Here is a 26007-nt window from a genome sequence, read left to right as displayed (position 1 = left end):
CCGGTCCGGACGGATTCCAGGTCACTGCTCCGGGATGCGGCCGCACATCGCGTTGCCGGGGTCGGACGGGTCGGCGCTGATCCAGAACTGCTCCCACAGGAGGGCGAACTCGGGTCGGCTCAGGTAGCCGTCGCCGTCCAGGTCGAGCAGGTCGAAGACGTCGTCGGTCGGCACCGTCCGGCCGTGCCAGATGTCGACGAGCCGGCCGTGTTCGGTGCGGGAGATGCGGCCGTCGCCGTTCTCGTCCACCGCGTCGAAGACGGTGTCGGCGGTCGCCGTGACCACTTCGCGCAGGGCGGGGAGCCGGTCGACGAGGGTCAGGAACTCCTCCATGTCGACCTTGCCGTCGTGGTTGCTGTCCGCGACCGCGAGCAGGTGGTCCCACCAGCCCAGCATGAGTGCCTCGACCCTGACTCCGAGCGCCGGGTCCCGCTGGACGGCAGGCAGTCGGCTCCAGCGCTCCGCCAGGGCCCGGAAGTCGTTCTGCCGCAGGCAGCCGTCCCCGTCGGTGTCGAAGGCGGCGAAGACGTTGCGGAGCTTGCGCCGCTGGAACTCGTTGGCCATGAACGGGCCTCCCTGTGCCGAGCCGTGACGCCACCACGCGTGGCGACAGGCTGGCGACTGTAGACGCACGGCGCGCGGCCCCGTCCGGCTTCGGCGGAAGAGCCGGGGATTCCCGGCACAACCGCCCCGGGGCGCCCCGGCTGTGCTACGGGTCGTCCCATAAATGATCTTGTCGGGGGTGGACTACCGACCTCGACGGTTCAGGGTGACCAGGCCGCCACAAAGCAGCTCACGCTGTCCACTGTCTCGGCATACAAGAGACGATGAGTGGTCAGCTCCCAGTCGGCCCCGTCCAGTAGCTGCCAGGCTGAGCGACCCGATACCTCCAGCTCACGAGCGAGGTTCACGTCCATGACCGGGAAGAATCCGTCCACGTCGCCGCCGGCCAGCGCGGCGGCGATGCCCGCGTCGATCTCCTCGACCCTCGGGTCGACGCGCCGGACTCCGTCCGCTCCGGAGCGGGTCGGACCGTTCCCCATCACCAGCAGCCCCACGCGGTCCGCCCATCCCGCCACGTGAGAGCCGTCCTCACCGTTCGTGGGCCAACTCCGGTCGTCGTCCAACTCGTAGGCGCGCACCGGACCGGTCCAGCCTGCCTGCCGGAGCAGCCACGCACCGAGGCCGAGCGCCAGCGGCAGCCTGCTCGTCGGCGCCTCCGCAGCCGGGCCGTGCCCGAACCGCATGCCCACGGGGAGCCCGGGCTCCAGGAAGGTCCGCAGCGGTCCCTCCTCGTGGAGAAAGGATCGCGTACTGGGGCCGACCACGGCCACGATCTCGGGATCCTCCGCCAATACGGCTGCCACGGCCTCCGCGCACGCCGCGCGCAGTCGCTCCGGCGCGGCAGGTGCGCCCACGTCCGGCGCGAGCGTGAGCGACGGCAGACAGGGGCAAACGGCAGCGGCGACAAGCATGTTCCGCAGCCTAGCCGCCGCGTCCAGGCGCTCACGCCGCCGACCGGTGAGATCGGATCCGTCACTGTGCAGCGCCGATCCGCCGTCTGCGGATCCCCGCGCTGTTCCTGCTCGGGGCACGGGAAATTCGGTTGCCGCGGGCCGACGACTCGCCCATGATCTTCCGCATGGACTTTTGATGACTGCCACGTAGTACGTACCTGTCGCGCGATCGCCCCCGGAGCCTGACGACCCGGCCCCGGGGCGATGGGTCGCGCCCCTCGTGAGCATCCGTCGCAGAGCGGGAGCCGCCGAGTGGGTTCGGCGTGCCCTCCTGCTGAGTCCTGAAAGCACCCCACACATATGAATACCGACCGCAAGGCCCTGTGGGCCGTGCGTCAGTCCGCCCTGCCCACTGTCGTCCGGTCCTGCCCGGACTGCCCCGGCACGCGCCACCGCGCCTCGGGGAAGATCCGCGCCAACGCGAGCGGCAAGCTGCTCGACGTGTGGCTGCTGCTGAGCTGCGCCACGTGCGACCGGACCTCCAAGGTGCCCGTCCACGAGCGCGCCCACGTCTCGGCGCTGGAGCCGGCCCGGCTGGTGGCGTACGAGAACAACGACCCCTCAGTGGTGCGGGAGTTGGTGACGAGCGCGTCGCTCGCGGCGAAGAACCGGTACCGGCTCGACTGGACCGGGACGTGGGAGTTGGAGACCCGCATGCCGCTGTACGCGCTCGACGACCCGAACCCGCTCCCGGTGCGGGTGCGGTTCGAGCTGCCCGCGCCGGTCCGGGTGGAGCGGCTGCTCCAGCTCGGCCTCGGCCTGAGCCGGGCCGAGGTGCGCCGTCTGGTCGCGGACGGGCGGATCCACCTGCCGTTCGCGCCGGACGCCAAGGCGCACCAGGACTTCGAACTCACCCTCCACGGACCCGGCTCCGTGGACGCGGCCAGGCACGCGAAGTCCCTCGCCGGGCCCGGTGCCGAACGCACCGACCCGGCCCGGACCGGGCAACCGTCGGCACCCGGCCGGGAGCTCCCGCGCCGGGCCGCGGCGGCCGGGAGGTAGCAGCCGGTGGTGGCCGCCCTCCGCGCGATCCCTCGCGCGGAGGGCTGCCCGGCTCGGGGACAGGCCCTCCGGCCGCACTCCTGCTTCGCAGTCGTCGCGTCAGCGGCGGGTCGCCCTGACCACGCCGGTCTCGGTGCCCTGGTAGAGCGTTCCGTCCGGGCCGGTGGTGCCGGTCATCTGGAGCGGGTTGTAGAGCAGCCCGAGGCCGATCCAGGAGCTGGAGAGCTGGGCGCCGGTCCCGGGGTCGACGGTGGCGTAGGAGTAGGACGCGAAGGTCTGGGATCCCGCCGAGCCGGTCGGGCCGCTGACGGTGAAGGTGTAGATCTTCCCGTCGCCCAGTGAGAGCCGCGGCAGTGCGGCCGACTTGACGTTGCTGTTCCAGACCGGGTGGCAGCCGTTCCCGTCGGCGTCGAGGTCGACGCGGCTCAGCCCGCCGTCGAACCCGGCGGAGGCCGGGACGCTGGCGGGCGCTCCGGCCGGGAGGGCGGGGTACGGGTAGCCGTAGGTGTTGGTGACGAAGACGCTGCGGCCGGAGGCGATGACAGCGTCCTCGGTCCCGCTCGCGGGGAACTGGGTGAGAACGGGCGTGGTGCAGACGGGGTCCGGGCCGCCGGCGACCCGGTAGACGAGCAGGTTCTCGTGCGGCGCGGCGTTGTCGGTGATGGTGACGTACTCGGTGCCGGTCCCGGGGCCGAAGAAGCTGGGCGTCGCGCCCGTGCCCCAGCTGAGTTGGCCGGGCTTGCGGCCGGGGCCCCGGTCGTAGGGGGCGCGCCATTCGACGACCGGGGTGCCGTCGGGGGTCTCGGTGAGCAGGTAGAGCGCGTGGTCGGTGGCGACGGCGGTGTGGCCGGGGACGGTGGAGATGCTGTTCTGCACGCCCTCACCGGTGCTGAGGGTGCGGACCGCGCCGGTGGTGGTGTCGACCGTGCCGATGGTTCCGCCGCCGGTGGCGAACCAGACCCGGCCGTTCCAGCCGGGACTGAGGCCGGTGATGTTGTCCCCGGCCGGGACGGCCGCCCCCAGCGGGGTCGACTGGTCGATCGTCAACTTCCAGCCGTCGGAGACCGGGTGATGGCCTATCCGGAGAAGGTTGTTGCCGCCGTCCACGAGGACCAGGGCGTCGGTGTTGTCGAGGTAGGCGTAGACCCCGCCGAACAGGCTGCCCTTGGGCAGTGCCAGCGAGGCGAGGTCGGCGCCGGTCCCGGGGTCGAGCAGGTGCACGGTCGGGGTCTGCCCGAAGATCGTGGTGCAGAGGACCACCGGGCGGCGGTCGCTGCCGATCACCACCGTCGGGCAGGCCGAAGCGAGCGCCGTACGGCTCCAGTTGACGGCGCCGCTGCCGGGCCCGGAGTAGGGCGTGGTGTCGCTGGAGGCGCTGTCGCCGTGCATCGTCGCGGTACCGTTCGCGGCGGTGGCGGGGTTCGGCGGCGGCAGCGGCCCGAAGGCGTCGGCGGCGCCCTGGGCTGCGGCGGCGGGCGTGCAGAGTACCGCCGCGGCGGCCAGGGTCAGTGCGGTACGGACGGCGCGTCGGGTGCGCGGGCGCATGGAGGATCCCGTTCCTGTGGTCGAGGGGGAAGGGGAACCCGGTGGCCGTACCGTCCCGCTCGTGCGCGACACGCGCGCGCACCGCACACGTACTCACGTGCGTGCGCAGGGGTGCGGATGCGGGTGTGCGGGTGGGAACGGGGCCGATCGGCGCGGGTTCCGGAGCGGCCGGCCGCCTCGTGCAACGGACGAGGTGTCGGCGGAGTGCGGGCCGCGTCAGACGACGTGGCGACAACCCGTGGTGGTGGCACGGCCATGGTCGACATGGCGGCGGCTCACGAGCAGGGTCATGCCAGGGACTCTGACCGAGCCCTCGGCCGGTGACGAGTACGCGGCCACTCCGCGAGACGGCCGCATCGATGTCCGAGAACCCTGGCTCCGGGGGCAATCCGCCGGCCCGGCGGCCGCGAATGACGAAAGAGTGCTTTCCCAGCGGACCCAGGAGGTCTTCATGCGCAGCTGCCGACCCGGCGGCAGGCCCCGGCTGTCGATCGTGGCCAGGAGTGCCACCGGTCGCGGGGGGACGGGCCGGTGAGCGCCGTCGTGTACCTCGCCGGCCCCCGGTACCGGGGCCCGGATCTGAAGGAACTGGTCGCCAGGACGGCGCTCGGCGACCAGGAGGCGTTCTCCCGGCTGTACGACGCGGTGGCCGGACCGATGCTGGGCCTGGTCCGGCGGGTGCTGCGGGACCCGGCGCAGTCGGAGGAGGTCGCCCAGGAGGTGATGTTCGAGCTGTGGCGCACGGCCGCCCGGTACGAACCGGAACGCGGCGAGGTGATGGCGTGGGTGCTGACGATGGCCCACCGGCGGGCGGTGGACCGGGTGCGGACGGCGCAGGCGGCCGCCGACCGGGAGCAGAAGGTGGCCGCGCGGTCGCACACGCCCGCGTTCGACGAGGTCGCCGAGCAGGTCGAGGGCCGGCTGGAGCGCGAGCAGGTCCGCCGGTGTCTCGAATCGCTGACCCGGCTCCAACGCGAGTCGGTCACCCTGGCGTATTACCGGGGGTACACCTACCCCGAGGTCGCCGAAGTGCTGGGCACCCCGCTCGGCACCGTCAAGACCCGGATGCGGGACGGTCTGATCCGCCTGCGCGACTGCTTGGGGGTTGGTTCATGAACGCGGCACCCGACCTGCACACCCTCACCGGCGCGTACGCCGTGCACGCCCTGCCCGAGGAGGAGCGGGCCGCGTTCGAGCGGCACCTCGCCCGGTGCGCGGCCTGCGCGCAGGAGGTCGCCGAGTTCGAGGTGACCGCGGCCCGTCTCGGGGCCGCCGAGTCGGTGGAGCCGGCGCCCGCGCTCAAGGCCCGGGTGCTGGCGGGCATCGGGGAGATCCGCCAGCTCCCGCCGTCGACGGCGTCCGCCGGCCGGCTCCGGCGCGCGTCGCGACCGGCGCCGCGGTGGCCGCTGACGGCGGTGGCCGCGTGCCTGGCCGCGGCGGCGGCGTTGGGCGCCCTCGCCGTCCAGCAGCACGACCGGGCCGTCCGGGCCGAGGCCCGGGCGAGCCGCGAGGGCGAGCGGCAGGCGGCCGTCACCGGCCTGCTGACCGCCCCGGACGCGCGCACCTCCACCTCGGCCGCCGGCACGGCCGTCGGCACGGTGGTCTGGTCGGCCGGTCGCGGGCAGGCGGCGTTCCTCGTCACCGGCATGCCCGCGCTGCCGCCGGGGCGGACCTACCAGCTCTGGTTCAGCGACGACGGCACGATGCGTCCGGCCGGACTGCTGCCCTCGGGCGACGGGCAGTTGCTGCTCACCGGCCGTGTCGGCGGCGCCGTCGGGGTCGGTGTGACCGAGGAGCCCTCCGGCGGATCGGCCCGTCCCACCGGGCAGCCCCTGATGCTGCTGCCGCTGACCTGACCCGCCGACCCGACCCGACTGGACCCGACCTGACGTGACCTGGCGTGACCGGTCACCCTGCACGTCCGGACCGTGACGGAGACGTGCGTCCACGACCCGGTGGGCGGTACCGCCCACGCCGCGCGAACGGAGAGGTCATAGTCTGCGGCCATGACCGACACACAGCCTCTGACCCCCCAGGAAGCCCTCGGGACGCTGCTGGCGGGGAACCACCGGTTCGTCACCGGGATACCCGAGCACCCGAACCAGGACGCCGCCCGCCGGACCGAGACCGCGCCCGCCCAGGCACCGTTCGCGGTGCTGTTCGGCTGCTCCGACTCCCGCCTCGCCGCCGAGATCATCTTCGACCAGGGCCTCGGCGACATGTTCGTGGTGCGGACCGCGGGCCACGTCACCGGGCCGGAGGTGCTCGGCAGCATCGAGTACGGGGTCAGTGTGCTCGGCTGCCCCCTGGTGGTGGTGCTGGGTCACGACTCCTGCGGGGCCGTCGCCGCCACCCGGGCCGCCGTCGCCGCCGGCACCACGGCACCCGGCTACGTGCGGGACGTCGTCGAACGGGTCACCCCGAGCGTGCTGGCCGCCAACGCCGCCGGGCACACCGAGGACGCGGACTTCATCGCCGAGCACGTCCGGCACACCGTGGACCTGCTGCTGGAGCGCTCCCGCTGCCTCTCCGACGCGGTCGCCGCGGGCACCACCGCCGTGGTCGGCCTGTCCTACCGCCTGGACGACGGCACCGCCCACCTGGTCGCGGGCCGGGACGTGGACGTGGCGGCCGGCGCGGCGGCCGCCATCCCCGAGTGAGACCCCGAGTGAGACCCCTGGTGAGGCCCCGATCGAGGCGTGGAGGTGCGGGCCCGGGCGCGAGGGACTCGACATCCCGCGCCCGGGCCCGCACCGGTCTTCGGGCGACCCCGCTCAGACGGTGAGCAGGCCGGGACCGGCGGCCTTGTCGACGGGCAGGAAGTCGTCGGGGACGGGGTACTGGCCCAGCACGTAGTTGAGGATCGCCGCGTGCATCGCCTCGACGGGCGCGATGGTGGCGGCAGTGGCGATCCCACCGGGGCTGGTGACGTTGTAGGTCGCGAACAGGTACGTCTGCGCGGCCTGGTCCTCCAGCGACAGGGCGAGCTTCGCCACGGTGGCGACATCCGCGGCCGCGCCCAGGGCCTGGAGGGTGGCCGGCTGGTTGGACAGCGGCACATCCGTGATGGCGGGCTTGCCGGCACCGGTCAGGACCGAGTTCCAGACCTTGGCGTGGTCGACGTGCTGGCCCATCGCGGTGGTGATGAAGGTCGCGACCGCCGGGGGGACGGTGCCGAGCCGGCCCGCCTTCGCGGCGTCCAGGGCCGCCTGGTAGGCGCCCACGGCCTGGTTCTCCAGCGCGGTGGCCAGCGCCACGACCTTGAGGTCACCGGTGTACTGCCCGGAGGCCCCGGACCCCGAACCGGACCCCGAACCGGACGGCGAGCCCGGCGCCGGCGCCGGCGCGCCGCTGCCGGAGGACGTCGGTCCGGTGGACCCGCTGCTGGAGCAGGCGGCCAGGGTCAGCGCGGCGGCCGCGCCACCGGCGCCGAGCAGGAACCGGCGCCGGCCGAGGTCGCGGGGCCCGTCGGCCCCACGGGCCCGGACCTCCTCGACCAGGTCGCGGGCTCCGGCCCGCATGGCCGGCAGCGTGTCCTGGTGCGCCTCGTGGAGCTCGCGCGTCAGGCCCGCGAGTTCGCGCTCGCTGATGGGGAGCGTCCAGCCGCCCTCGGTGGTCGTCACTTCACGGCCCCTTCGCTGATCGGGGAAGCGTTGTCGGTGCGGTAGAACGCGTCGGGGAACCCGACGCTGCCGGCCGCCGCGGGCAGCTTGGACGGGTCCACCGGGATGGTGACCAGGTCGGCGGCGTTGCCCGCCAGCAGCGCCTGCACCGCGAGCAGGGTGGCGCGGTGCTGGGCCTCCACCGGGGCCACCGAGGCGAAGAGCTTGCGCAGGTCGGCGTTGCTCACCTGGGAGACGTTCTTGGTGTAGGTCTGCGCCGCCACGTCCTCCAGGGTGATGGCCAGCTTCACCACGTCCGCCGGGCCCTTGATGCTCGGCAGCATCTGGTCCACCACGGCCTTGTACTTGGCGTCCGGGCCGCTCTGGGCCCGGCCGCCGGCCCGGGTCGCGGCGGCGTTGAACGCCTGGGCGTGGGCCTCGTGCTGCTGCGTGGTCTTCGCGATGAACGCGGCCACCGTCTTGTTGCCGTCCTTGATGAACGGCAGTCCTGCAGCGGTCCGGTAGACGCTCACCGCGAGGTTCTCGATCGAGGCGGCGGTCTGCAGCGCCATGATGTCGTCGGCCATGGACCCCGACGGGGACGGGCTTTCGGCGAAGGCCCGGCGCCCCCCGAGGAGCGCGACCGTCCCGACCGCCGCGGCGAGCGCCCCGCCGCGCTCCCACCACCGGCGCCGGACCGGCTCGACCGCCTGCCCGAAGTCGGCCAGCGCGCTCCGCGTGATCCGCGAGGCGTCGCTGTTCAGGTCCTGCGACTGCTCGGTGAGTTCCACCAGCAGCCGGGTGTCGATGTGCTCTGGAGGCATCGTGCTCCTGTCCCGGCCGGGAGCCCGCCGCTCGCGGGCTCGTACGTGGGGCCTTCGGCGTCACGTACGGCGCGGCTTGCCCTCCACCCCGGCGTTCACCCGAACGGGTGACGGCGTGCGGTCGGCGGCGTTCTGCGGTCTCCTGGAGAGGAGGCGCCTCCGGGCCGCCGGCGGCGCACGCGACGGGACCGGGTGTTCGCGATGGCCGAGGTCTTGTCGATGCGGTGGACCGGGGTCACACCCGAGCATTACGACGCCACGCGGGTGGCGGTGGGCTGGAAGGAGCGGGACCCGGAGGACGCCCTGCTGCACGTGGCCTGGTTCGAGCCGGACGCGCTGCGCGTGGTCGACGTGTGGACGTCACGCGCCGCCTTCGAACGGTTCTTCGCCGAACGACTCGCGGCCCCGGTCCAGGAAGCCGGCATCACCGGCGAGCCGGAGATCGGGTTCCGCCCGCTGCACCGGCGCTACATCGCCCCCGGCGTGAGCGGGGCCGCCTGACCTCCCGGCGCAGAACGGCTAGAGGTCGAACAGGCCGACGGCGTGGCCGTCGTGGTCCACCACCGGCCACACGGCCAGTCCCCGGGCGCGCATGGCGGCCGACGCCGTGGCGGCGGGCATGTCGGCGGTGGCGAACGGGCCGCGGTCGAAGCCGATGTCGCGGACCGGGATCCGCTCGGACAGCCGGGAGCGGACCTCGAACTGCGCGAGGTGCGCGCGGGACAGCAGCCCCGCACAGCAGCCGTCGTCGTCGCGGACCAGGACGTGGTCGGCGCCGGAGCTGCGCAGAATGTCGATCGCCACGTCGACCATGACGTCGTCGCTGATCTGGAGCTCGGGGCGGCGCATGTGGTCGCCGACCGCGGCGGTGGCCGCGGGGCGTTCGAGGGTGAGCGTCATGGGCGGACTCCACAGGGTCGGTGACGGCGGGACGGGAACAAGGGACCAGGAACGGGCGGGGGCGCGCCGGTCGCGCTCCCCCGCCCGTTCACCGGGCGCCCTACGCGGACGCGGAGGCGCGCCTGGGTGCCCGGCGGCGGCCCGCGGAACCCGCTCCGGTGCCACCGCCGGTCCCGGCGCCGGAGCCGGAACCGCCCACGGGGCGGGCGGGGCGGCTGCGCCGGTTGCGGCTGGTGGACGGGCCGCGGCGGGAGCGCTCCACGACGGGGGCCTCGATCACGACGGGGATGCCGGTGGGGACCCGGGCGCCGGTGATGCGGGCCAACTCCTCGTCACCGGCATTGACGCGGGTGGTGATCGGGGTGATGGCGGCGGTGGCCATCATCCGGGCCATGCCGCGGCGCTGGTTGGGCAGGACCAGGGTGACGACGGTGCCGGACTGCCCGGCCCGGGCGGTGCGGCCGCCGCGGTGCAGGTAGTCCTTGTGGTCGCTCGGCGGGTCGAGGTTGACGACCAGGTCGAGGCCGTCGACGTGGATGCCCCGGGCGGCGACGTTGGTGGCGATCAGCGCGGTGACCTGGCCGTTGCGGAACTGCTCCAGGGTCCGGTTGCGCTGCGGCTGGGACTTGCCGCCGTGCAGGGCGGCGGCCTTCACGCCGTTGGCGAGCAGGTCGTCCACCAGGCGGTCGGCGCCGTCCTTGGTGTCGATGAACATGATCACCCCGCCGTCGCGGGAGGCGATGTGCGCGATCGTGGCGTTCTTGTCGAAGTTCTGCACCTGCAGCACGTGGTGCTCCATCGTGCTGACCGCTCCGGCGGACGGGTCCACCGAGTGCGTCACCGGGTCCTTGAGGAAGCGCCGCACCAGCCGGTCGACGTTGCGGTCCAGGGTCGCCGAGAACAGCATCGTCTGACCGCCCTCGGCCACCTGCTCCAGCAGCTCGGTGACCTGCGGCAGGAAGCCCATGTCGGCCATCTGGTCGGCCTCGTCGAGCACCGTGATGCCGACCCCGTCCAGCTGGCAGTCACCGCGCTGGATCAGGTCCTTGAGCCGGCCGGGGGTGGCCACCACGACCTCCGCGCCCCGGTTCAGCGTCTGCGCCTGCCGACCGATCGACATCCCGCCGACGACCGTGGCCATCCGCAGCCGCACCGCGTGGGCGAACGGCGTCAGCGCTTCGGTCACCTGCTGCGCCAGCTCCCGGGTGGGCACCAGCACCAGCGCCAGCGGGCGGCGCGGTTCGGCCCGCTGCCCGGCGGTCCTGGCCAGCACGGCGAGGCCGAACGCGATGGTCTTGCCGGAGCCGGTACGGCCCCGTCCGAGGACGTCCCGGCCGGCCAGCGAGTTCGGCAGCGTGGCGGCCTGGATCGGGAACGGAGCGGTGACGCCCTGACGGGTCAGCACCGACAGCAGCGCCTTCGGCATCTCCAGTTCCTCGAACGTCTCGACGGCCGGCAGCGACGGGGTGGTGCTCACCGGCATCGCGAACTCCCCCTGCAGGGAGGAACCCTGACGGGAGCCGCGGCCGCCGGAGGGCCGGTCGCCGTAGAAGGAACCGCCGCCGGAGCGGGACCCGTAGGAACCACCGGAGGAACGGCGGGAGGAGGAGCCGGAACGGGAGTCGGTGTTCCGGTAGGGGGAACGGGTGGAACGGTTCATGCGAAACCTTCCTTGGACGGCGCGTCGCAAGGGGGCTCCGCAGCGCAGGACGCAGGCAGGAGGCCGCGAGGAACGGGCCGAAAGTGTGGAGAGCGGAGCGTGGACGGTGAAACCGTGCGGCACGTCACCTGCAGTCGGCGCTCACCGCGGGAGGCGGGAGCGCGGAACCTCGAACCGTGAACTGTCACGGCGGGGCGCCGATCCGGACGCGGCGCTGTGCGTCTCGCGTGGGGGATGGCAGCCGGTGGCGAAACCGGGGCCGGAACGGCCCGTGATGCGCGTCGTGGCGCAATGCCGAGGAGCCCGCACCGGACGTGATGTACGCGGTTCGGGCCCCTCGCTACCAGGCGGGTGCCGTGGCAGAAAAACTACAGCGGACGAATGTTCTCGGCCTGCGGGCCCTTCTGGCCCTGCGTGACGTCGAACTCGACCTTCTGGCCCTCGAGCAGCTCGCGGAAGCCGTTGGCGTTGATGTTCGAGTAGTGGGCGAAGACGTCGGGGCCGCCACCCTCCTGCTCGATGAAGCCGAAGCCCTTTTCCGCGTTGAACCACTTCACAGTGCCATTAGCCATAAAGAAATCTCCTTCAAAGGGGACTTTCCGGAACGTGCACAGTGCGCGCTCCGAGTCACCGCGATGAGCACCCACCCGGGGAAGAGCCGGGAAACAAAAATGCGCCTGCCGATCATCAGCAGGCGCACACAAAGTTCATGGGAACCACTACTGCAACTACGACGACTGTAGCAGGCCCGGGCCCCCCGCGGACGGATATTTCGCCCCGGGTTCGACGCCACCCCTCCCGGGGGCCGCCGGCCGACCACACATTTTCCGAAGCAGCGGCCAGAAATTCGCGCCGCTGCCACCGGCCCTTCTCCTCAGTACCGCTGGGCCTGGGCGACCCTGGGCACCAGCGCCTTGTCACGGTCGAGCGAGCTGAAGGCCGTGGCGGTGGCCTTCGCTCCCGAGGCGACGTCCTTGATCCCCAGCACGGTGGTGTCCACCACCTGGTCGCCGTCCAGGAACTCGACCTTGATCGCGTAGGAGGCCGTCGAGGACGTGCTGTTCACCACCGTCACCAGCGCGGCGTTGAGGCCCGCGGTCTGCGCCTTGGGCAGACCGGTGAGCGTGATGTCCGACAGGGCGTTGCCGGTGCCCTCCGTCTTGGACAGCACCGATTGCGCCTCGGCCCGGCCGGCGGCCAGCTGCGCCGAGACGGACGCCTCGAACGAGGCGGCCGCCTCCGACCGCGAGGCCTCGGCCCGGGAGGCGGCGGCCGACGCCGCGGACGCGGCCGCCGAGGCCGATTCCAGCAGCGAGGACTTTGCGGAGGCCACCGAGGAGGGCAGCTCGCCGGAGAAGGAGCTCGCGTCCGGCGAGAACGGCCGCGAGGACGCCGTGGACGGCGAGGTGGAGGTGGACGAGGAAGCGCACCCGGCGGCGACCAGCACCGAACCGGCGAGCGCGATCGCGACGAGGCCGGCGTGGCGGTTCGACCCGCCGGACGCCCGCTCCCGTGCATGGAGGAAACGCTGCATTGGGGGATCCGCCTCCGCCTCACGGTCGGGCCACCAGCGGCCCGATCCTGCTCCCCACCAGCCTCGGCCCGGTCGCGCGCGACCGCCAGCCGGCCTGGTACGCGCAGGTGGTCGGGGCCGGGGCCGACACCGCGGTGAACACCGCCACGGAGGCGACGGTCCGCACGGACCCCAGCTCGGCCGCGCCGATCGTCAGCCCGGCGGCCGCCGACAGCAGGACCACCTTCGGATTGACCCCCGACAGCAGCGCCCCCAGCCGCAGGGCCTTGGCCGGCGTGGCATCCGTGAGCGTCCTCATCCACCCCGGGGTGCCCTTCGACGCCCCGGAGCGCCACTGCCGCAGGGCGGCCAGGAGGAGCACCGCGCCGAGACCGGTCTTGGCCCAGGACGCCCAGGTCGGCGTCTCCTCGCGGGCCTCGACGAACACCGCGAGCGCGGCGAGGGCGGACGCGACCACGAGGATCCCGGCCACCCAGCCGGCCAGGAACATCCCGGCGGCCGCTCTGGGCCGGGGCGTGAAGAGCAGGAAGATCGCCGGGACGACGGGGACCGGCGACAGGGCGATGCCCAGCGCGAGCGGGACGACCTCGCCGATCACGGTGTCCACGGGCATCCCTCCTCCCGGCCGCCGGAGCCCCGGTGGTCACGGACGGGCCGGGACCACCGGACACCTCGGCGGCGCAGGGCACCGCAGGAGCGCAGGGCGAGCCACCCTCGGTGCCGGTTTCCCTGCTACGAACCTACCCGCGCCGCCGCCCCGCCGCCGCCCGCGCGGCTCAGTGCTCGGACTGCCACCGGGCTTCGAGCCGGCGGGTGCCGTCCGGGGCCACGACCGGCCGCCAGGTCGCGCTCAGCCCGCCGCCCCGGCGAGCGGCCGCGACCGGACCCGATGCCGACGCGCCGCCCACGGCCTGGAGGACAGTGCTGTCGAGCGGACTGTCGGCGAGCCTGCGGACGATCGCCGCCAGGGTCGACCCCGCGGACTCCCAGGCGTGAATGCCGGAGTGGAGCGGCCGGCGCTGGAAGGCACTGGGAACGGTCACGTGGACCTCACCTCCGGTGGGGCATCCTTGGTCTCAACTGCTCGAACAGCCCGAGGCTAGTCCGGGCCGGATGCCCACCGACCTGCTCCTGACGCTTCCTTGATTCCGCCGGAGCCGTTACTGACGGCGCGCTGACACCGGCGCCGACGCCGGCGACGGACACCGTCAGGAACGGTTCATGACGCTTCGTCGATCCCCGCCGTTCACCTGACGGCCGTCCGGGCCCGGTCCGTCGCCGTGCCCGGGACGACAGGGCGCACGCCGCGTCGTCCCGGGCGACTGTCCGGCGAGGGACCGCGACTACTCCGCGTAGGGCTGGTCGGCGCCCGGGGCGCTGTAGCCGAGGCTCCAGATGTAGCCGTCCAGGTCGGCGAAGCTGCCGCCGTAGCCGCCCCACGGCAGGGCGCCGGCGGGCTTGAGTACCGTGGCGCCGGCCTTCGCGGCCTCCGCGATGATCTCGTCCACCCGCGCCTCGCTGCGGACGACGTAGGTCAGGACCAGGCCGCTGAAGCCACTGCCCTCGGCATCCGTGCCCACCTGGTCGGCCAGACCCTTGCGGTCGTAGAAGCCGACCGGCGAGGCACCGTCCGACTCGAAGAACACCGAGACGCCGAAGTCGTTCTTGATCTTCCAGCCGAGGCCCTCGGTGTAGAACTGCTTGGCCCGGTCCAGGTCCTGGACACCGAGGAGGATCGAGCTGACGTGCGCTTTCATGCCTTGCTCCTTGCGTTCCGGATTTGGACGCGTCGAACAACCGGGCCGGAGCCCGGCATTCCGTTCGATGCGCGATCGGCACTCTAGACGTATACGAGCCGGACAACCAGGCCAGGGCCGCGGTCGCGTTCGCGCTTGATCACCGGTCAATCCGTATGGCGGGAGCGGATGGAGGAATGTGACAGACGGTCAGTTCGGGAGAGCTGGGGCAGGGCCCGGTCGGCCGCGGCCTGGAGGGCGTCGAGGTCCTCGGCGATCTCCGCCCCGGCGACGGCGTCCGGCAGGCCGTCCTCCATGTACCGCAGGGGGCGGTAGGACAGGCCCAGGACGGCCCAGCCGATCAGCAGCACCCCGCAGGTGACGAGGAGCAGGCCGGTGCCCCGGCCCGGACCGGTCCCGAGGACCCGGCCCACGGTGCCCGCCAGTGACCCGCCCCGGTCCAGCAGGCCGGAGAAGCGCTCGGCGAGGGGCGGGGCGGTGAGGAAGGCCAGCGGGGTCATGGCGACGGCGAGCATCTGGTTGGTGGCGAGCACCCGGCCCTGGAGGTCGGGTCCGACCTTGAGCTGGATGATCGCCAGCCAGTGCGCGTTGAGGATGCTCATGGACGCCCACCAGACGAGTGCGCCCACGGCGGCCAGCGTCACCGACGGGCGCAGGCCGACCAGGACGACGCCCAGGCCGACGCCGCCCACGAACCCCACCATGCCGGTCGCCCGTCGGGCGGTGCCGCCCCAGAGCGCCACGACCAGGCTGCCCGCCACGGCCCCCGCGCCGCCGACCGCCGTCACCACGCCCACCGCGGTGGTGCCGCTGAAGGAGAGCACGCTGGGGACCGTCAGCGTCACCGCGAGCGTGCCCAGGTAGTTCTCCACCATGAAAAACACGATCATCACCAGCAGCGGACGGCGCCGGGCCAGGAACCGCCAGCCACCGACGACGGTCCGGGCGAAGGACTCCTCCTGCCGACGGAAGAGCCGGTCGGGGAAGCGCACCCGCAGCAGCGCGGCCAGGCCGACCAGGAACGACGCGACGTCCACGGCCACCACCCACGGCAGGCCGACCAGCCCGATCAGCGCGCCGCCGGCCAGCGGAGCGATCAGGATTCCCAGACCGGCGCCGAGGTTGGCGAGCCCGTTGGCCTGCACCAGGTACGGCTTGGGGACCAGTTGGGCGACGGCCGCCAGGTAGGCCGGGCGTCGGAACGCGGTCACCAGCGACATGACGCCCACGATCAGACCGACCTGCCAGAGCGCCAGGCTGCCGCTCCACAGCGCGGCCACCAGGGACACCGTGGCCGTCGCGGAGACGGCGTCGCAGGCGAGCATGACCCGGCGGCGGTCGATCCGGTCCGCCACCGCGCCGCCCAGCGGACCCGCGACGATCGCCGGGAGCATCGCGAGCATGCTGATCAGCGCGTAGTCGGCGACCCGCCCGCTGCGCTGGTAGGCCCAGACGCCGAGGGCGAACGAGGTCAGCGCGCTGCCGATCAGGGAGACCGTCTGCCCCGCGGCGACGAGGTAGAAGTCCCGGAGGTCCCGGCGCGCCCTCCCACCGACGACCGTGACGTCCGCGACCGGCTCCGGCAGCAGGCCGTCGGCCCAGGCACCGAGCCGCTCGCCGACGAGCGCGGCGAGCTGGGCGGCCTGGTGCTTGAGGAAGTAGTGCCCTGCTCCGGGGAGGGTGGCCAGCTCCACCCGGTCGGCGAAGGCGCCCCACTCCGCGAAGCGCTCCTGGTAGAGCTCCGTGGACCGGTCGCGTTCTCCGATCACGCAGAGCACCGGGGCCCGCAGCCTGCGGGCGTCCGGCCCGGTCAGTTCGCCGGTGAACCAGCCCTGGGCCTGGTCCACGTCGTGGCGCAGCGCGCGCAGCATGGTCCGCTGCGCGGCGTCGGCCGCTTCACCGTTCCCGTCGCTCCTGCCGTCGCCGCTTCCGTCGCCGTCGTCGTCGATGCCGCCGAGGGTGCGCAGGAAGTCCCGGTAGGCCCGGTCCGAGGTCCAGCGGGTGGCCGGGAACCTTTCGCGCAGCCAGGTCGACAGCCGCCCCGGCAGTCGCGCGCCGGGGAAGCTGCCGCCGACCAGCAGGCCCGTCACCGGGACGCCCCCGGCCTCCAGGCGAAGCGCCAGTTCGGTGGCGGCGGCCGAGCCGACGCAGTGGCCGTACACCACCACCGGGCCGGGGCCTGCCGCCGGGGCCGGTCCGGCCGGCCCCGCCGGCTCGGCCGGCCCCGCCGGCTCGGCCGGCCCCGCCGGCTCGGCCGGCCCCGCCGGCTCGGCCGGCTCGGCCAGCTCGGCGACGACCCGGTCGATCAGCACGGTCAGTGGGAGCAGCGGCTCGTCCGGCCGGGCCGGATCGTGTCCCGGCAGTTCCACGGCCAGTACGGCCGCGCCGGGCATCGCCGCTGCCAGTTCGGTGGCGAGCGGGCCGTAGGCGGCCGCCGAACCGCCGCCGTAGGGGACGCAGACCACGGTGACGGTCGGCTGCCGGCCGGGCGGCGGGCCCGCCAGCCGGTGCAGCAGGCGGCGCTCGCCGTCGGGTCCGTCCGCCTCGGCCGCGTCGAGGAACGCGGCCAGCTCGCGGACGGTCGGCCGGGTGAACAGGTCGATCACCCGCAGCGTCGGGTCGATGGCCCGGACGGCGCGCACCGCCCGGAAGGAGTCGCCGCCCAGGGCGAAGAAGTCGTCGTCGATACCGATATGGGAGTGGGTGTCGGTGCCGGTGCCGACTCGGGCGCCCGTGCCGTCGGCCGCGCCCGGTTCGAGGACCAGTGCCCAGGCCCGGGCGACGCGCAGTTCGGTCGGCGTGCTCGGGGCGGTGTGCCCGGTGCTCGCCGCCGGTTCGGGTGCGGGCAGGGCGGACCTGTCCACCTTCCCGTTCGGGTTCAGCGGCAGCGCGGGGAGCACGACGATCGCCGGGGGCACCATGTAGTCGGGCAGTCGCCCGCGCAGGGCCGTGCGCACGCGGGCGACGTCCACGGCGGAGCCGGGCACCGCAGGAGTCACCCAGGCGGTGAGCCTTGCGGCGTGGGCCTCGCCGACCGGGAGGACCACCGCCTCGGCGAGTTCCGGCAGTTCCCGCAGCGCCGTGGCCACCTCGCCCGGTTCCACCCGGAAGCCGCGGATCTTGACCTGGTCGTCGACCCGCCCGAGGAACTCGAACAGCCCGGCCCCGTTCAGCCGGACCCGGTCCCCGGAGCGGTAGCACCGCACCTTGCCGGTCACCGGGTCGGGGACGAAACGCTCGTCGGTCAGATCGGGGCGGCCGAAGTAGCCGCGCGCCACGCTCGGCCCGCCGATCCACAGCTCGCCGGGCACCCCGGCGGGCAGCGGCCGGCCGTCGGGGTCGACCACCCAGCAGTCCACGTCGGCCAGTGGCCGGCCGATCGGGACCGTCCCCGAACGCCTACCCGGCGGGGTCTCCTCCACGGCGTTGCCGAGCACGGACACCGTGGTCTCGGTGGGGCCGTAGTGCACCTGCACGGCCAACTCGGGCCGCGCGGAACGGATTCGGGCCACCAGGTCCCACGAGCAGGCCTCGCCCGCGAGGACGAGCAGCTTGCGCGGCAGCACGCGACCGAGATCCCCGTGGGCGGCGAGCAGTTCCAGGTGGCTGGGCACCATTTTGACCGCGTCGACCGGGTGCGCCGCCAGGTACTCCCCGTACGCCTCCGGGTCGGTCGCCACCTCGCGGTCCACCAGGTGCACCGTGCCGCCGGTGGTCAGCGCCCCGAACAGGTTGGTCAGGCCGAGGTCCGCCGCATGGGTCGACACCAGGGCGAACGAGCCTCCCGCGACCTCGCAGCCGGCCAGCCGCTCCGCCACGGCGTGCAGATAGTGGGTGATCTGGCGGTGCTCGACCGTGACGCCCTTGGGACGGCCGGTCGAGCCCGAGGTGAAGATCAGGTAGGCCGGTGCGTCCGGATCGACGACCACCCCCGGTGCCGTGCTGTCGGGGTGGTCCGGTGGTGCGTCCGGAGCGGAGTGACCGTCGAGGACCAGCAGCTCCGGAGCTGCGCCGGCCGGGCCCGGGCCGCGCCCGGCGAACTCCCGCTCCGCCAGGACGATCCGCGCGCCCGCCGTCGACAGGATGTCGGCCAGCCGGTCGTCCGGGTAGGCCGGGTCGAGCGGCAGGTAGACCGCGCCGGCCTTGAGCGTGGCGAGCAGGGCGACCACGAGCGGTGTCCGACGGTCGGTCAGGACGGCGACCGGGTCGTGCGGTCCGACCCCGGCCGCGAGCAGCCGGTGCGCGAGCCGGTTCGCCCGCCGCTCCAGCTGTCCGTAGGTGAGTTCGCCGTCGGGGCCCACGGCCGCCGTCGCCTCGGGCCGTTCGGCCGCCCAGCGCTCGACCAGGCTGTGCAGCGGCCGGGTGAGGTCGAACTCCCGACGCGGCCCGGACAGCAGCGGTCCGTCCACCGGTTCGAGCGCCACCTCGCGCACGGGGCGGTCGAGATCGGACAGCACGCCGTCCAGCAGGACCGTGTACCACTCGGTGATCCGCCGCGCGGTGTGCTGCTCGAAGAGGTCGGTGCGGTAGATCAGCGACCCCTGGTAGGTGTCGCCGGTCGCGTAGGTGTCGCCGGTCGCGTGGGTGTCGCCGGTGCTGCGGGCGTCGCCCGGGTCGCCCGGGCCGCTCGGCGAGGTGGCCGTGAACGCCAGGTTCAGGTCGAACTTGGCCGTTGTCGCCGGTGGTGCGAAGACCCTCGCCGCCAGGCCCGGGAAGCTCGGCACCGCCGCCGGGGTGTCGATCACGTTGAGGAGGACCTGGAAGATCGGCGTGGTGGAGAGGTCGCGCGCCGGGCGCAGCCGGTCCACGATCCGTTCGAACGGGACCTCGGTGCGGGCGAAGGCCTCCAGCGCCGCGTCGCGCACCCGGTGCAGCAGTTCCCGGCCGGTCGGGGCGCCCGACAGGTCGGTCCGCATGGTCAGGGTGTTGATGAAGAAGCCGATCACACGCTCGGTGTCGGGATGCCGTCGTCCCGCCTCGGGCACGCCGACCGGCACGTCGTCGACGCCCGACAGCCGGGCGAGCAGCTCCTGCCAGACCGCGAGCAGCACCATGAACGGCGTGCAGCCGAGCTCGGCGGCCCGCCCGCGCACCTTGGCGGTCAGCGCGGGGGGCAGGACCACCGGCAGTTCCGCGCCCGTCCGGTCCGCGACCGGTGGGCGGGGCCGGTCGGTGGGCAGGTCGAGGACCGGCTCCAGGCCGGACAGCGCACGGACCCACCAGCTCAGGTCGGCCTCCGCGCGGTCCCCCTCCTCGGGCCGTCGGGAGAGCCAGTGCGCGTAGTCCGCGTACTGGACCGGCGGCGGTGCGGGAGGCCCGGCCGACCCGAGCCGGGCCGCGTAGAGTGCCGCCAGTTCCGCCACCGCCAGCGTCCTCGACCAGGCGTCGAAGGCGATGTGGTGGACCGTCAGCGCCAGCACGTGCTCATCGGTGCCGAGCCGGAGCAGCATCGCCCGCAGGGGCGGTTCCGAAGCCAGGTCGAACGGCCTGCGCAGGTCCTCCCGGAGGCGGCGGTCGAGCGACTCCCGCCCGCCCGGCCCGGTCAGGTCGACCTCGGTCAGCGGCACCACGTCCGCCGGGCCGGTCACGGTCATCGGTTCGCCGTCGGTCTCGACGATCAGGCTCCGCAGGACCTGGTGCCGTTCGGCGAGGTCCCGCACCGCCCCCAGCAGTGCGGCGCGGTCCAGCGGTCCGTCCAGGTGCAGCGCGACCGGGATCCGGTAGGCGGTGCTCTCCGGATCCAGCTGGGTGAGGAACCACAGCCGTGCCTGTGCGGCCGACAGCGGGGCCGGGGCGTCGCCGTCCGGCCGGGCGGGTATCGCCGGGGTGCTGCGGGCGGCGGTGCGGCGGGCCGAGGCCAGCCGGGCCCGCAGGGCGTCGGCGAGCCGGGGTTCCTGGGAGTCCCGCCGCTCGGCGGACACCTCGGTCATGCGGCACCGCCGGCGGGGTGGGAGGCGGGGGTGGCGAGGTCGGACGAGTCGGTGGGACCGGCCGTTGCGACCAGGTCGGCCAGCAGCAGCGCCTCCAGCCCGGCGGCGAAGTCGGCCAGCACCGGGTGCTCGAACAGCAGCCGAACCGGCACGGCGAGGTCCAGCGCCGCCATCAGCCGGCCCGTGACCCGGGTGGCCGCCAGCGAATGCCCGCCGAGTGCGAAGAAGTCGTCGTGGGCGCCGACGTCGGCGACACCGAGCACCGCCTCCCACACCTCGGCCGCCAGCAGCTCGGCATCGGTGCGCGGGGGGATCCGGTCGCGGCCGGGTGCAGCACGGCCGGAGTCCGGACCGGGCGCGGGGAGGGCGGTCCGGTTGACCTTGCCCGAGGCCGTCAGGGGCAGGGCGACGAGCACGACCCACCGCCGGGGCACCATGTGGTCCGGGACGCGGGTGCGCAGGCGCTCCTCGACCCCGGGCGTGGTGAAGGCGGTCGCCGCCGAGGGACCCAGCGCGAGGTAGCCGACCAGGTGGGCGTCCGCCCCGGCGCCGAGCAGCACGACGGCCGCGTCCACCACCGCCGGTTCGGTGCGCAGGGCGGTCTCGATCTCGCCGAGTTCGACGCGGTGGCCGCGCAGCTTCACCTGCTGGTCGCGGCGGCCCCGGAATTCGAGGGTGCCTCCCCCGGCTCCCCCGGCTCCCCCGGCCTCCGGTCCGGCGGACCCCCACGGCCGCCAGCGGGCCAGATCGCCGGTCCGGTAACGCCGCCCGCCGGGTGCGAGCGGATCCGCGACGAACGGGTCCGAGACGAACGGGTCCGCCTCGAACGCGGTAGCGGTCGCGTCGGGCCGGTTCCGGTAGCCCCTGGCGACGCCCGCACCGCCGATCCACAGCTCCCCGGTCACTCCCGGCGGCACCAACCTGCCCATGGCGTCCAGCACATAGGCCCTCTCCCCGGCGAGCGGGCGGCCGATCGGCACCGCCTCACCGACGGGTGTCCCCACCCGGGCCACGGTCGAGTAGACCGTGCTCTCGGTGGGCCCGTAGGCGTTCCACAATTCGCCTGTGCGGGAGAGGAGTTCGCCTGCCAGGGCGGGGTCCATCGGCTCGCCGACGCTGACGACGCGCACCCCCGGCGCCGACCACCGGGCGGCGACCAGCATCCGGAGCGTCGTCGGCGTGGCGGTCATCAACGTCACCCCGGCCCGGTCGATGAACCGCGCGACGGCATAGCCGTCCACCGCGGCCTCGCGGTCCAGCATCGCGAGCCGGAGCCCGCAGGACAGGCCGACCCAGAGTTCGAACCCGAACACGTCGAAGGCCGGCGAGGTGAGCCCCAGCATGACGTCGCCGGGCCGGATTCCCGGCGTGATCCGCATCGCGGCCACGAAGGCCGCCAGGTTCGCGTGGGTGACCTCGACACCCTTGGGCAGGCCGGTCGAACCGGAGGTGTACAGCACATAGGCCAGCCCCTCGGGGGCCGGGTCGGGCAGCTCCACCGGCTCCGCGGATGCACTTTGCAAAGTCCCCGACGACTTTGCAAAGTGCGCTGCGCACTTTGCAAAGTGCACCCACACGGGCCCGGGGCTGCCCGCGCCGCCCAGATCGAGGACGCCGGCACCGACCGCCTCGGCCAGTTCGGCGGCGAGCGCGAGGGTCTGCCCGGCGGCGACGACGACGGTCGCGCCGGAGTCGGCGAGTTGGGCGCGCAGCCGTTCGACGGGCTGGTCCGGTTCCAGGGGGACGTAGGCGGCACCGGCGCGCAGGACGCCGAGCAGGGCCGCGGGGAGGTAGCGGTCGCGAGGCAGGCAGACCCCGACGGTGAACGACCCCGCCGGTCCCGCCTCGGGCTCGAACCCCGTTGCCGTCGCCGTCACGGTCGCGGTCGCCGATGCCGTTGCCGTCGATGCCGCGAGCAGGGCCTCGGCCACCCTCCGGGACCGCTCGGCCAGTTCCGCGTAACTGAGTCCACCGGCCGCGTCGCAGGTGGCCACCTCGGTCGACCGCCGGGCGGCCTGGTCGAGCACGGCCGCCACCACGGTCGGCGGGCCGTCGGCCGGCAGCGGGGCTCCGGTGCCGGCGGCGAGCAGTTCGGCCCGCTCCGCCGGGCTCACCAGCTCCAGGGCCGACAGCGGAAGGTCCGGATCGGCCGCCGCGGCGCACAGGATCCGGAGCAGCCGGTCGGCGAACGCCTCCGCGTCGGCCGGGGCGAACCGGTCCGTGTCGTACGCGATCCGGAGCTCGGGCCCCCGCACCGTCTCGTTGACGAACACTGTCAGCGGTGCCTGCGCCCCGCCGTCGGTCGTCTCGCCGAGCAGTTCCAGCCGGACGCCGTCCTGCTCCACCGCCACCGGAAGGCCGGCCGGCTGGAGCGAGAGCACGACCGGGGTGCCCATCGTGCCCCGGGGGTGTTCGATGCCGGCCGCCTCGAAGGCCTCCTGCACGGTGAACCCCGGATGGTCCATGACGCGGGCGGTGGTGGCGGCGGCACGGCCGACGGCGCTCCGGAAGGACTCCCCCTCCGCCAGCCCCAGTCTGATCGGGCTGATCCCGATCAGTGGCCCGACGACCGCCTCAAGCTCGGGGTGCGCCCGGTGCGCCACGGCCGCGCCGAGGACGACGTCGGACCGGCCGGTGAGGCCGGCGACCAGCACGCCGAGCGCGGTCAGGAACATCGCGAACGGAGTGGAACCGCAGTCGGCCGCGAGCTCGCGCAGCACGGCCGCCGTCCCGGCGTCGAGCGGACGGGCCAGCCGTTCGCCGCCCGGCCTCCCGGAACCCGGGTGCGCAGCGGGGAGGAGGTCGTGCGGCGGGACGGCGTCCGCCAACTCCCGCGCCCAGAAGGCCCGCAGCTCCTCCAGCCGCTCGGGCCGGGCGGTGAGCGCGCGCTCGTGCAGCGCGATGTCGCCGACCTGGACGGGCGGCGGCGCGAGGCCGGCGCCGTTGCCCGGACCGTCCTCCGCCCCGCCCGCCAGGCTGCCGACCAGTTCCGACATCAGTACGCCGATCGACCAGCCGTCGAACGCCACATGGTCGGTCACGACGACCAGTTCGGCGTCGTCCTCGTCCAGCCGGAGCAGTGCGGCCCGCAGGAGCGGTGTCTCGGCGGCGAGGTCGAACACGTGGCCGGCGGCCTCGCGCGTCAACTCGGCCGCCTGCTTCGCCTGTTCCGCCCCGGACACTCCCCTGAGGTCGTGTTCCTCGAACGGCACCGGGGCCGGCGGCCGGACCGAGGCGACCGGTTCCTCGTCGCCCGCCCGACCGGGGGCATCCCCCGCAGCACCGGTCAGCACGACGCTGCGCAGCACCTCGTGCCGCTCGACCACCGCGTCCAACGCGGCCCGCAGCCGCGCCGGGCCCGGCAGTCCGCGCAGGCGCAGCCGGAAGGCGATGGTGGTGGCGCGCCCGCCGGGACCGATCTGCCGCAGCAGCCACATGCCCTGCTGCGCGGCCGTCAGCGGGTAGCTGTCCCGTCCGGGGTGACGGACCAGCGCGGGCTCGGGCGCGTGGCCCGATCGGTCGGCCGAGCCGGCCCGCAGCAGCGGGGCGAGTCCGGCGACGGTGGGCGCGGCGAGGAACTCCGTCAGCGACACGGCGGTGCCGAAGTCGCGGCCCAGGACGGCGCAGACGCGGGCGGCGGCCAGCGAATGCCCGCCGAGTGCCCCGAAGTCGTCGTGGATGCCGACCTCCGCCGGGTCCAGGCCGAGGGCACCGGCGACGGTCTCCGCGATCCGCTGCTCGGTGTCGGTGCGCGGGGCGGCGTACTCGGTGTCGGCCGTGCGGCCGAATCCGATCTCGGCCAGCGCGGCGCGATCGGTCTTGCCGGTCGGTCCGAGGGGCAGTCGGTCGAGGACGGCGATCCGGGAGGGGACCAGGTGGTCCGGCAGCCGGTCCCGCAGCCAGGTGCGGAGCCGCGCCCCGGTGAGCGTCCGGTCGGCCGACTCGGCGTAGGCCAGGAGGAGTCGGGTGCCGTCCTGGTCGGCCGGGGCCAGTGCCGCGGCGTGCCGGACGGCCGGGTGTCCCGCGAGCGTCGCCTCGACCTCGCCCAGCTCGATCCGGAAGCCGCGGACCTTCACCTGGTCGTCGGTCCGCCCGGCGAAGTGGTGGAGCCCGTCGACGCGTCGCACCAGGTCGCCGGTCCGGTAGTGCCGGATTCCGGCGGCGTCCGTGACGAACCGTTCGGCCGTCAGTTCCGGCCTGGCCAGGTAGCCCCGGGCGACCAGTGGACCGGACACCCAGAGTTCCCCGGTCTCGCCGTCGCCCAGCGGGTTCCCGGCGCGGTCGCGCACCGAGAGCCCGCTCCCCGCGTAGGGCGACCCGATCGGCGGCTCGGCCCGCCCGTCCGCGGGCACCTCGTGCGTCACGCAGCTCACGGTGCACTCGGTCGGGCCGTAGCTCTGGACGACCCTGCGGACACCGGGGTTGGCGTGGATCCGGTCCGCCAGGGCCCGGGTGAGCGGTTCGCCGCCCGCGCGGACGGTGCGCACGCCCGGCGGCAGGGGCTCGCGTATCAGCGCGGCCAGCGCGGACGGCGTTCCGTAGACGGTGGTGACCCGGTCCCGTGCGGGAAGGGAGGACAGGGCGAGCAGGTTCTCGGCGAGGATCACCGTCCCGCCGCGGAGCAGCGGGAGGAACAGCTGCGTCACCGAGGGGTCGAAGCAGACCGAGGTAGCGGCCAGCATCCCGCGGAGTTCGTCGGGCGAGTACACGGTCGACTCCCAGCGCAGCAGGGCGGCCACGTTGCGGTGCTCGACCACCACGCCCTTGGGCCGTCCGGTGGAGCCGGAGGTGTACATCACGTAGGCGGCGTCCGTCGGGCCGCTGTCGTCGGCAGGATCGAGGCCGGTCTGCTCATCGGTACCCGGGCCGACCGTCTCGACCAGCAACAGGCCGTCGCCGGTGGCGCGGAGGACGTCGCCGCAGCGCCGGAGGACGGCCGCCGAGGTGATCAGCTGTGAGATCCCGGCGTCCGCGGCGATGTACTCCGACCGGCTCGCCGGGTACGCCGGGTCCAACGGCACGTAGGCCGCGCCGGCCTTCCATACTCCCAGCAGTGCGGGGAGCAGCCATTCGTCCCGGTCCAGGCACACGCCGACCAGTGAACCCCGCCCGACCCCCAGCCGGCGCAGTTCACGGGCCACCGCTCCGGCCCGCCGGTCGAGCTCCGCGTAGGTGGTCCGGACCGTGCCGGCCAGCACGGCGATCCTGTCCGGAGTCCGTCCCGCCGTTTCCTCGAACGCCCGATGCACCGGGCCGGTCCCGAACGTGTCCGCCGACGCCATTGTCGATCCCCCCTCGTGAACCTGCCATGACACCGGGGCGGGCCCTGTCGAGCGTCCCGGTGTTGTGGAACTCTGAGCGCTGGTCAGCTCTTGCCGTCGCCGCGGCGCGCGCGGTCGAGCAACCCGGGAAGGGCCGGCCCGAAGGCACTCAGGGCGGGCTCCCAGCGGCGCGCCCACCGTACTGGCCCGCCTCCGGCGGGGTCCAGGGTTGTGATCGTCAGGAACATGCCGTCAGCCCTTCGGGGCCGGGCGGCCTCCACCGCCGACGGCCCACCGCTTCCGACGGCGTCGAGGCCCCGGACCCCGGCACCGGGCCTGCGGGTGCGAGTCCCGGCCGGTCCGGCCCACGGCGGGACCGTGGACGGGTCGGTCGCGCGTCCCGGTCCCCGGCGGGGCGCGGCGGCGTCCCACGCCGGGGACCGGGACGGGGCCGGGAAGGGGACGGAGAGGGCAG

Annotated in this window: 19 protein-coding genes; 5 read left to right on the top strand and 14 right to left on the bottom strand. The window is 74.2% G+C overall.

What is annotated here, in order from left to right:
• Positions 1 to 21 precede the first annotated feature (21 nt).
• Positions 22 to 564, bottom strand: coding sequence for an EF-hand domain-containing protein (locus OG715_RS39725; protein WP_266272352.1), 543 nt, complete (start codon positions 562 to 564; stop codon positions 22 to 24).
• Between the two features lie 200 nt (positions 565 to 764).
• Positions 765 to 1475 carry a hypothetical protein gene (locus tag OG715_RS39720; protein ID WP_266272353.1) on the bottom strand — a complete coding sequence of 237 codons (711 nt, stop codon included), beginning with the start codon at positions 1473 to 1475 and terminating at the stop codon, positions 765 to 767.
• Positions 1476 to 1817: 342 nt separating this feature from the next.
• Between OG715_RS39720 and OG715_RS39715 the strand changes: the two genes are divergently transcribed.
• Positions 1818 to 2519 carry a DUF1062 domain-containing protein gene (locus tag OG715_RS39715; RefSeq protein WP_266272354.1) on the top strand — a complete coding sequence of 234 codons (702 nt, stop codon included), beginning with the start codon at positions 1818 to 1820 and terminating at the stop codon, positions 2517 to 2519.
• 99 nt (positions 2520 to 2618) lie between these two features.
• On the opposite strand, the gene OG715_RS39710 is transcribed toward OG715_RS39715, so the two are convergent.
• The gene (locus OG715_RS39710; RefSeq protein WP_266272355.1) at positions 2619 to 4064 is read right to left on the bottom strand and encodes a hypothetical protein; all 1446 of its coding nucleotides are present in this window, start codon (positions 4062 to 4064) and stop codon (positions 2619 to 2621) included.
• 531 nt (positions 4065 to 4595) lie between these two features.
• On the opposite strand from OG715_RS39710, the gene OG715_RS39705 reads away from it, so the two are divergent.
• The 3 genes from OG715_RS39705 to OG715_RS39695 all read left to right on the top strand — a co-directional run bounded on the left by OG715_RS39705 (position 4596) and on the right by OG715_RS39695 (position 6724).
• Complete coding sequence (locus OG715_RS39705; RefSeq protein WP_266272356.1) at positions 4596 to 5180, top strand: sigma-70 family RNA polymerase sigma factor; 585 nt, start codon at positions 4596 to 4598, stop codon at positions 5178 to 5180.
• Positions 5177 to 5920 carry an anti-sigma factor gene (locus OG715_RS39700; protein WP_266272357.1) on the top strand — a complete coding sequence of 248 codons (744 nt, stop codon included), beginning with the start codon at positions 5177 to 5179 and terminating at the stop codon, positions 5918 to 5920. The genes OG715_RS39705 and OG715_RS39700 overlap by 4 nt, the downstream gene beginning before the upstream one ends.
• A 150-nt stretch (positions 5921 to 6070) precedes the next feature.
• A complete protein-coding gene (locus tag OG715_RS39695) occupies positions 6071 to 6724 on the top strand; it encodes a carbonic anhydrase (RefSeq protein ID WP_266272358.1) in 654 nt (217 codons plus the stop codon).
• Positions 6725 to 6838: 114 nt separating this feature from the next.
• On the opposite strand, the gene OG715_RS39690 is transcribed toward OG715_RS39695, so the two are convergent.
• Together OG715_RS39690 and OG715_RS39685 are read right to left on the bottom strand one after the other, a co-directional pair.
• Positions 6839 to 7687 carry a ferritin-like domain-containing protein gene (locus OG715_RS39690; RefSeq protein ID WP_266272359.1) on the bottom strand — a complete coding sequence of 283 codons (849 nt, stop codon included), beginning with the start codon at positions 7685 to 7687 and terminating at the stop codon, positions 6839 to 6841.
• Positions 7684 to 8490, bottom strand: coding sequence for a ferritin-like domain-containing protein (locus OG715_RS39685; RefSeq protein WP_266272360.1), 807 nt, complete (start codon positions 8488 to 8490; stop codon positions 7684 to 7686). The genes OG715_RS39690 and OG715_RS39685 overlap by 4 nt, the downstream gene beginning before the upstream one ends.
• Before the next feature lie 201 nt (positions 8491 to 8691).
• Here OG715_RS39685 and OG715_RS39680 point away from each other — a divergent pair, with 201 nt between their 5' ends.
• Positions 8692 to 8991, top strand: a complete 300-nt coding sequence (locus OG715_RS39680; protein ID WP_266272361.1) for a hypothetical protein — start codon at positions 8692 to 8694, stop codon at positions 8989 to 8991.
• An 18-nt stretch (positions 8992 to 9009) separates the two neighbouring features.
• On the opposite strand, the gene OG715_RS39675 is transcribed toward OG715_RS39680, so the two are convergent.
• The 9 genes from OG715_RS39675 to OG715_RS39635 all read right to left on the bottom strand — a co-directional run bounded on the left by OG715_RS39675 (position 9010) and on the right by OG715_RS39635 (position 25553).
• A complete protein-coding gene (locus OG715_RS39675) occupies positions 9010 to 9390 on the bottom strand; it encodes a CBS domain-containing protein (protein WP_266272362.1) in 381 nt (126 codons plus the stop codon).
• 100 nt (positions 9391 to 9490) lie between these two features.
• Positions 9491 to 11050 carry a DEAD/DEAH box helicase gene (locus OG715_RS39670; RefSeq protein ID WP_266272363.1) on the bottom strand — a complete coding sequence of 520 codons (1560 nt, stop codon included), beginning with the start codon at positions 11048 to 11050 and terminating at the stop codon, positions 9491 to 9493.
• A 368-nt stretch (positions 11051 to 11418) separates the two neighbouring features.
• A complete protein-coding gene (locus OG715_RS39665; protein ID WP_030918248.1) occupies positions 11419 to 11622 on the bottom strand; it encodes a cold-shock protein in 204 nt (67 codons plus the stop codon).
• Between the two features lie 302 nt (positions 11623 to 11924).
• The gene (locus OG715_RS39660) at positions 11925 to 12584 is read right to left on the bottom strand and encodes a hypothetical protein (protein WP_266272364.1); all 660 of its coding nucleotides are present in this window, start codon (positions 12582 to 12584) and stop codon (positions 11925 to 11927) included.
• Positions 12585 to 12603: 19 nt separating this feature from the next.
• Positions 12604 to 13191 carry a GAP family protein gene (locus OG715_RS39655; RefSeq protein WP_266272365.1) on the bottom strand — a complete coding sequence of 196 codons (588 nt, stop codon included), beginning with the start codon at positions 13189 to 13191 and terminating at the stop codon, positions 12604 to 12606.
• A 169-nt stretch (positions 13192 to 13360) separates the two neighbouring features.
• Positions 13361 to 13627 (bottom strand): hypothetical protein, encoded by a 267-nt coding sequence (locus tag OG715_RS39650; RefSeq protein WP_266272366.1) that lies wholly within the window; start codon positions 13625 to 13627, stop codon positions 13361 to 13363.
• A 300-nt stretch (positions 13628 to 13927) separates the two neighbouring features.
• Positions 13928 to 14341, bottom strand: coding sequence for a VOC family protein (locus OG715_RS39645; protein WP_266272367.1), 414 nt, complete (start codon positions 14339 to 14341; stop codon positions 13928 to 13930).
• 146 nt (positions 14342 to 14487) lie between these two features.
• A complete protein-coding gene (locus OG715_RS39640; protein ID WP_266272368.1) occupies positions 14488 to 20271 on the bottom strand; it encodes a non-ribosomal peptide synthetase/MFS transporter in 5784 nt (1927 codons plus the stop codon).
• Positions 20268 to 25553, bottom strand: coding sequence for a non-ribosomal peptide synthetase (locus OG715_RS39635; RefSeq protein ID WP_266272369.1), 5286 nt, complete (start codon positions 25551 to 25553; stop codon positions 20268 to 20270). The genes OG715_RS39640 and OG715_RS39635 overlap by 4 nt, the downstream gene beginning before the upstream one ends.
• Between the last annotated feature and the right edge of the window lie 454 nt (positions 25554 to 26007).

Source organism: Kitasatospora purpeofusca, from assembly GCF_036010405.1.
GTDB classification, from domain to species: Bacteria; Actinomycetota; Actinomycetes; order Streptomycetales; family Streptomycetaceae; genus Kitasatospora; species Kitasatospora purpeofusca.
Note: the sequence above shows the minus strand (reverse complement) of the source record. Positions and strands in the feature narration are given on the sequence as shown.